This window comes from Stenotrophomonas sp. GD03777 (assembly GCF_029842485.1).
Classification (GTDB): Bacteria; Pseudomonadota; Gammaproteobacteria; order Xanthomonadales; family Xanthomonadaceae; genus Stenotrophomonas; species Stenotrophomonas sepilia.
This window is the reverse complement of the sequence record NZ_JAOCGL010000148.1, coordinates 1-7218: the sequence shown is the minus strand read 5'-3', so window position 1 is coordinate 7218 and position 7218 is coordinate 1. Positions and strand designations below refer to the sequence as shown.

The following is a 7218-nucleotide window of genomic DNA, read 5'->3' as shown; positions in this document are numbered from 1 at the left end:
GCAGGGCGTGGGCAACCTGCTGGTGCAGCTGGCACGCTGCTGCCAGCCGGTGGCCGGCGAGCCGATCATCGGCTACCTGACCCGTAGCCGGGGTGTCACCGTGCATCGTGCAGACTGCGCCGCGCTGGCCCGGCTGGCGGCCAGCAGCCCGCAGCGCATCCTGCCGGTGGAGTGGGGCCAGGCCGGGGGCGGCTACGAGGTGGACGTGGTGGTCGATGCGGTCGATCGCCGCTGGCTGCTGAAGGACATCACCAACCTGATCGCCCAGGAAGACGCCTACGTGCTCGACATCCACAGTGACAACGTGCGCAACAGTGGCCGTGCCCACCTTCGGCTGCGCCTGAAGGTCAGTGACTACGGGCAGTTGTCGACGCTGCTGGGCAAGCTCGATGCGCTGCCGGGCGTGAGCGAGGCGCGTCGCCTCGGCTGAGCTTCACGCTGCCCCGGCTACCCTGCACGCATGGAACGCGAGCCCCCGCATCGCCCGCATGGCGCTGAACATCCTGCGCTGGACCGCGTCCGTCGCGAGGGGCGTTGGTGGTGGCTGCAGGCGCGCCATGCGCGCCGGATCTGGCGCTGGGCGCTGCTCACAGCGCTGGCCGTGTTCGTGCTGCTGGTCCTGCTGCGCAAGCCGTTGGCAGACTGGTTCTGGGATGAGCCGCAGATCGAACAGCTGCTGGCCGAGGGGGATCGTGCATTGGCGGCTGGGCGCCTGAGCGATGCCGATGGCAGTGGTGCGCGCGAGCGCTACCAGGCGGCGCTGGCGCTGGACGGTGATCGCCCGCAGGCGCGCCAGGGCCTGGCCAATACCGGCGCGGCAGCGCTGCAACAGGCGCGCGATCGCCTGCAGGCGGATGACCTGGACGGCAGCGCGCAGGCTCTGGCACTGGCCCGTGAGCTGCAGGTGCCGCAGGGCGACGCCGATGCGGTTGCCCGCCAGTTGCAGGCGCGACGCAGCGCCGGAGCCGGTATTGGTGCGTTGTTGGCACAGGCGCGTAACGCGTTCGCGGCCGGACGCCTGGATGACGGCGACAGCAGTGCGTTACCCTTGTTCCAGCGCATCCTGGCCCTGCAGCCGGACAACCTGCCGGCGCTGGAAGGGCGCGAAGATGCGCTGAGCGACCTGCTGCTGCAGGCACGCACGCTGGCGGAGCGAGGGGAGTTGGCCGAGGCGGCCGCGCTCCTGCGTCGTGCCCGTCAGTTCGATGCTGGTCATGCCGATCTACCGGCGAGCGAGGAGGCCCTCGCGCGCGCCGCCGACCGGCGCCTGCGGCAGGCGCAGCGTGCGTTGCGACGGCAGCAGCTGGAAGCTGCGGCCAAGGGCTTCCAGGCGGTGCTGGTGGTGGCCGCCGATGATTCCAATGCCCAGCGCGGGCGTGAGCAGACCCTGCAGGCAGTGGTTGCACGCAGCCAGAAGTCCGCCGACGACTTCCAGTTCGATGCGGCGCAACGTGATGCGGCCCTGGCGGCGGAGCTGGGGGCTTCGCAGGCAGTCCGGCAACAACTGGCGCAGCGCCTGCAGCGCGCGCAGCAGGCGCAGCGGGCCCTGCAGCAGCCCGCGGTCAGCACGGCGCAGCGCGAACGCCAGCTGCGCGACCACCTGCGGAAGATCGAACGTGCCGAGCGCGCGGGGCAGTGGATCAGCCCACCCGGGCACAGCGCGTTCGACGCGTTGCGCGAAGCCCAGTCGCTGGCTCCCCGCGATGCGCGGGTGAAGGCAGCCGCCGCACGCTTGCTGCCCGCCAGCCGACGCTGCTTCGACGACAATCTGCGGCAGAACCGCGTGCAGGCGGCAGGCGCCTGCCTGCAGGCCTGGCAGACCCTGTCACCGACCGCAGCCGGACTGCCCTCGGCGCGGCTGCGGTTGGCCCAGCGCTGGCTGGCGATCGGCAGCGAGCGGCTCGGCAACGGTGACCTGGCCTTCGCCGCGCATGCCGCCGAACAGGCGCGGTTGCTGCAGCCGGATCTGGCCGAACTGCCGGCGTTTGAAGATCGCCTGCGCCGCGCCGGTGGACGGGCGGACTAGGCGAAGAACACCCGCTGCACGGTCGCACGGGCGGCTTCGAGTGAGAAATGTTCGGCGACGTTGGCCAGGCCAGCATCGGACAACTGCTGCCACAGCTGCGGGTCCTGGTACAGGCGGACCACCGCATCGGCGAAACCGGTAGCGTCATCGGCTACCAGTACGTCCTGGCCGGGATGCAGGTGCATGCCTTCCACGGCGCAGGTGGTACCGACTACCGGTTGGCCATGGGCCATGCTCAGGTTGATCTTGCCTTTTACGCCGGCACCGAACCGCAGCGGTGCGATGGCAATGCGCGCGCCGTCCATGTAGGGCGTGATGTCCTCGACGAAGCCGTGCATCTGCACGCCGGGGTGGCGTGCGGCCAGTGCCAGCAACGATTCCGGCGCCGCGGCGCCGATGCAGTGCAGGCGTACCTCCGGCAGCCGGGCGCGGATGTGGGCGAAGACCTCGCCGATGAACCACTCCATCCCGTCCAGGTTCGGCGGATGGCGGAAGCCACCGACAAACACCAGATCGTGTCGTTGCTCGTAGACGGCGCCGGCGCCGGCAACCTCGTGCAGGTTGGAAATCAGTTCCACCCGTACCCGCGGCGCATCGGCCTGCAGCTGCTCCCGTTCGGCCGCACTGACCAGCACGGTGATGTCGCACTGCTCCATCACTGCCAATTCACTGCTGCGGGTGCGTTCTGCTGCGCGCAGCAGCGCCGTATCACCGGCCACTTCGGCACCGCGGCGTTCGCGCAGGTAGTGCAGGTCGACCGTGTCGAACACGGTTCGTGCCTGCGGCGCATAGCGCTTGAGCAGGGGCAGGCACTCGTGGGCGACGTGGTGGCGCACCAGCATCGCCACGTCGAAACGCGACCCATGGCTGCGCAGCCAGCCGGCCACGCCGTCCAGGAAGGGGGCGTACCAGACTTCCACGCCCATCCGCTGCAGCGCCTCGGTCGCCGCGCCGGCATGCTCGCGCCGGGTCGGGACGAATACCACGTGGGCACCGCCCTGCAGCAGCAGGCGGATCAGATTGACCTGGCGCAGCGACCCGGAATCGCGATCGGGCTGCGGTACTTCCTCGTCCAGGATCAGCACCTGGCGCCGGCCGCGCAGCAGCAGCGCTGGCGACGGCACTGCGCCGACCGCCGGATGGCGGGCCAGCTCGGTGGCCCAGCGAGCGGCAAAGATGGCCTGGTTGCGCACCTGGTAGGCCTTAACCCCGCTGCCGGTGTCGGTGCCGTTGCTGGTGCCTTCGTCGTGGATCACCCGGCTGGCCGGCTGCACCAGCACGCGCAGGCCCTGTGCACGCACGCGGAAGGCCAGGTCGGTGTCCTCGTAGTACGCCGGCTTGTAGCGGGTATCGAAGCCGTCCAGCTGCTGCCAGAGGGTACGCGGCAGCATCAGCGCCGCACCGGAACAGTAGTCGACGTCGCGCAGGCTGGCAAAGCGCGGGTCGTCAGCGGCCTCGAAGCGGCCATAGCTCCAGCCACTGCCATCGGCGAAGATCACTCCGCCCGATTCCTGAAGGCGGCCATCGGGATACAGCAGCTGGCTGCCGACCAGGCCGGCGTCGGGGACGCTGCCGAAGGTGTCCAGCAGGGCGTCGAGCCAGCCCGGCTGCGGCACCGTATCGTTGTTGAGCAGCACCACGTAGCGGCCGCGTGCGCGCGATACACCCTCGTTGCAGGCTTCGATGAAGCCGCCGTTGTGCGCACGCACCTCATAGCGCAACCCCGCCACCTGCGGCATCCACTGTGCGGTGGCGTCGCTGCTGCCGTCATCCACCACCAGGATCTCGCACGCGGCTGCGGGCGGGTGTGCCGCCAGGGCGCGGAGGCAGGCCAGGGTGTGGCCGACATGGTTGTAGACCGGGATGACGATGCTCACCTCCGGCGACTCGCTGAACGGCACCGTGAAGGGGGCGAAAGCCTGTGCTGGCGGCAGGAACAGGGGCGTGCGCGGCGCGGGAACGGCGCGCTGGGTGTGCACGCGGATGCGTTGCCAGGTGGCCCGCCACCCGCGGGTGCGCAGGCTTGCCAGGCTCCGGCGGGCCAGGCCCGACAGGCGGTTGATCAGGTATCGGATCTCGGCCAGGGACATCGCCATCCGGTTGCAACTCCAGCTTAAGCAGGGGAACCCGGGAGAATTCGCCAGCCGCAGTGGCTGGGGTAGACTCGCCAGACCCTACATTCTCGCATTCCCGTGCCCCGACGCTACGATTCCGACGACATCGACGATTTCGACGACGACCAGCAGGACAGCGGTCCGCTGTGGCGGCGCCGGCTGATCACCTGGAGCATGGCTGCGGTCGCATTGGGATTGGGTTTCCTCATTCCCTATACGCTGTACCTGAACCAGCAGGTGACCCAGCGTTTCGGCGAGCTGCGCTGGCAGATTCCGACGCGCGTGTATGCGCGCCCGCTGGTGCTCACCCCCGGCAAGGCGATGGATGCGTCCACGCTGAAGACCGAACTGGCCGCCTCCGCCTATCGTGATGACGGGCAGGGCAAGGAGCCGGCCACCTATGCGGTGAACGGCGGTCGCTTTGTGATCTCCAGTCGTGGCTACAACGACGTCGATGGCCGGGTGGCGCCGCGCCGGGTGGAGCTGTCGCTGGCCGATGGCGGCGTGGCCTCGCTGCGCGACGCCGACAGCCGCAAGGCACTGAAGGCCGCGCGGCTGGATCCGGCGCGCATCGCCACGCTGTACGGCCAGAAGCAGGAAGAACGCCGCCTGATCCGCATGGACGAGGCGCCGGACCTGCTGGTGACCGGCCTGCAGGCAGTGGAAGACAAGGACTTCAACCGCCATCACGGCATCGACCTGTCAGGCATCGCGCGCGCGGTGTGGGTGACGATCCGTTCCGGTGGCCAGAGCCGCCAGGGCGCTTCGACGCTCACCCAGCAGCTGGCCCGCAGCGGCCTGCTTGGCATCGGCAAGGAACAGACGCTCACCCGCAAGTTCAATGAGGTGCTGTACGCGCTGATCATGGAAGCGCGCTACGACAAGCGCACGATTTTCGAGGCGTATCTCAACCAGGTGTACCTGGGCCAGCGCGGCAGCCAGGCGATCCATGGCATGTCCTCCGGCGCCGAATTCTGGTTCGGGCGTGACCTGCAGTCGCTGGAGACCGAGCAGATCGCCCTGCTGATCGGCCTGGTCAAGGGGCCGTCCTTCTACGACCCGCGGCGCAACCCGGAACGCGCGCTGGATCGCCGCAACTTCGTGCTGGGCAAGCTGCACGACGCCACGCTGATCGACGATGCCGAGTACCAGCGCGCGCTGAAGGCTCCGCTGGGCGTGCCCAAGACACCGGGCCTGGTGGCTGCCAACCGCTTCCCCGCCTACGTCGACCTGGTCCGCCGGCAGCTTGCGCATGACTATCCGGAATCTGCGCTGCAGGGCGCGGGCCTGAGCGTGATGACCGGCATGTCGCCGTCCGCGCAGGCCTATGCCGAAGGCGCGGTGACCCGCACCATCAAGTCGCTGGAAAGCCAGCGTCGCCCTGAGCTGCAGGCCGGCATGGTGCTGACCGACGTGCACAACGGCGACGTGCTGGCGGTGATCGGCAGCCGTGAGGTGTCCGAGGTCGGCTTCAATCGTGCGATCGAGGCGCAGCGCCCGGTCGGTTCGCTGCTCAAGCCGTTCGTGTACCTGCTGGCCCTGGCGCAGCCTGACCGCTATTCGCTGGCCAGCTGGGTCGATGATTCGCCGGTGACGGTGCAGCTCGGCCGCGGCCGCAACTGGAGCCCCGGCAACGCCGACAACCGCAGCCACGGCACGGTGCGCCTGATCGATGCGCTGGCGCATTCGTACAACCAGGCGACGGTGCGCTTGGGCATGCAGGTCGGCCCCGAGCGCGTGACCCAGCTGATCCATGTGCTGGCCGGCATCAAGGCCGAGGCCAATCCGGCGGTGATCCTCGGCTCGACCGACCAGAGCCCGTATGCGATGGCGCAGCTGTACCAGTTCCTCGCGTCCGGTGGTGAGATCCAGCCGTTGCACGCCGTGCGTGGCGTGCTCGATCCGCAGGGCAAGCTGCTCAAGCGCTACGACAAGACCCCGGCACCGGCACAGGAAGGCGATTCGATTGCCGCCAACCTGATCAGTGTCGGCCTGCAGCAGGTCGTCGCCAGCGGTACCGCGCAGCGGCTCAATGCTGATGGCCTCGGCCGTCTGCAGCCAGCCGGCAAGACCGGCACCACCAACGATGGCCGTGACAGCTGGTATGCCGGCTACACCGGCGACCACCTGGCGGTGATCTGGATCGGCAACGATCAGAACCAGCAGGCCGGCCTGTATGGCGCCACTGGCGCGATGCGGGTCTGGTCGGGCATCTTCCAGCGCCTGCCGAGTGCGCCATTGCGGGTCAGCAACAAGGGCCTGGATTGGCAGCCGGTGGCTCCCACCGGTCTCAACAGCACCGATGAAGGCTGCCCCGGCGCGCGCCGTTTCCCGTTCGTGGTGGGCTATGCGCCTGCCTATGCGCCGTGCGCGCCGGCCGCGTCGCCCGAGGGGCAGGGCGAGGCTGAAGGCGAGGGCGGTGGCTGGCGCAGCTGGTTCGGCCTGGACCGCAAGCCGGAAGCACCCGCCGAACCTGCCGCCACCCCTTCTCCCCCGAGCCGATGATGCCGATGAACATGCGTACCCTGCTGCAGCCCCTGGCCCTGACCGGCCTAAGCCTGGCCCTGGCCGCCTGCGTGAGCAGCGCGCCGCCGGTAGTCAAACCGGTCGACACCACCACGCCGGCGCAGCGCCTGGCGGCCGTGGATGCTGCAGCGGGTCCGGACGACAAGGAACTGTCGGTGCAGCCGCTGCGTGATTCGCAGGTGGAAGACCTGAGGCTGGCCGCACAGGCGCAGCGCCAGGCCAACGACCTCGCCGGTGCCGCCAGCAGCCTGGATCACGCGCTGGAGATCGTGGCCGGTGACCCGGCGGTGCTGCAGGAGCGTGCCGAACTGGCGCTGCTGCAGGGGCAGTGGGCACAGGCGGAGACGTTCGCGCGCAAGGCCGTGGATCTGGGCTCGAAGACCGGGCCGCTGTGCCGCCGGCACTGGGCGACGATCGAGCAGTCGCGGCTGGCGCGGGGCGAGAAGGAGAATGCGGTGTCGGCGCATGCGCAGATTGAGGGCTGCACAGTGCCGGGGATCAAGCGTTACTGAGTTTTCAGCCAACGGCACAGCCCCTCGTGGCTGGCTGCTT

At 69.4% G+C, this 7218-nt stretch carries 5 protein-coding genes; 4 read left to right on the top strand and 1 reads right to left on the bottom strand.

The window, feature by feature from the left end:
* Together N5E02_RS19385 and N5E02_RS19380 are read left to right on the top strand one after the other, a co-directional pair.
* Positions 1–430, top strand: a 430-nt coding sequence (locus N5E02_RS19385) for an ACT domain-containing protein (protein WP_345782207.1), incomplete at its 5' end; no start/stop codon positions are given.
* Positions 431–460: 30 nt separating this feature from the next.
* Positions 461–2026 carry a hypothetical protein gene (locus N5E02_RS19380; RefSeq protein ID WP_065178178.1) on the top strand — a complete coding sequence of 522 codons (1566 nt, stop codon included), beginning with the start codon at positions 461–463 and terminating at the stop codon, positions 2024–2026.
* Here the strand turns inward: N5E02_RS19380 and N5E02_RS19375 are convergent.
* Complete coding sequence (locus N5E02_RS19375; protein WP_005418463.1) at positions 2023–4122, bottom strand: glycosyltransferase; 2100 nt, start codon at positions 4120–4122, stop codon at positions 2023–2025. The two genes, N5E02_RS19380 and N5E02_RS19375, sit on opposite strands and share 4 nt — an antisense overlap.
* A 96-nt stretch (positions 4123–4218) precedes the next feature.
* Here N5E02_RS19375 and mrcB point away from each other — a divergent pair, with 96 nt between their 5' ends.
* Together mrcB and N5E02_RS19365 are read left to right on the top strand one after the other, a co-directional pair.
* Positions 4219–6645 carry a penicillin-binding protein 1B gene (mrcB, locus tag N5E02_RS19370; protein WP_053500600.1) on the top strand — a complete coding sequence of 809 codons (2427 nt, stop codon included), beginning with the start codon at positions 4219–4221 and terminating at the stop codon, positions 6643–6645.
* Positions 6642–7178: a hypothetical protein gene (locus N5E02_RS19365; protein WP_050562713.1), complete on the top strand. Its 537-nt coding sequence runs from the start codon at positions 6642–6644 to the stop codon at positions 7176–7178. The genes mrcB and N5E02_RS19365 overlap by 4 nt, the downstream gene beginning before the upstream one ends.
* The last annotated feature ends 40 nt before the right edge of the window (positions 7179–7218 follow it).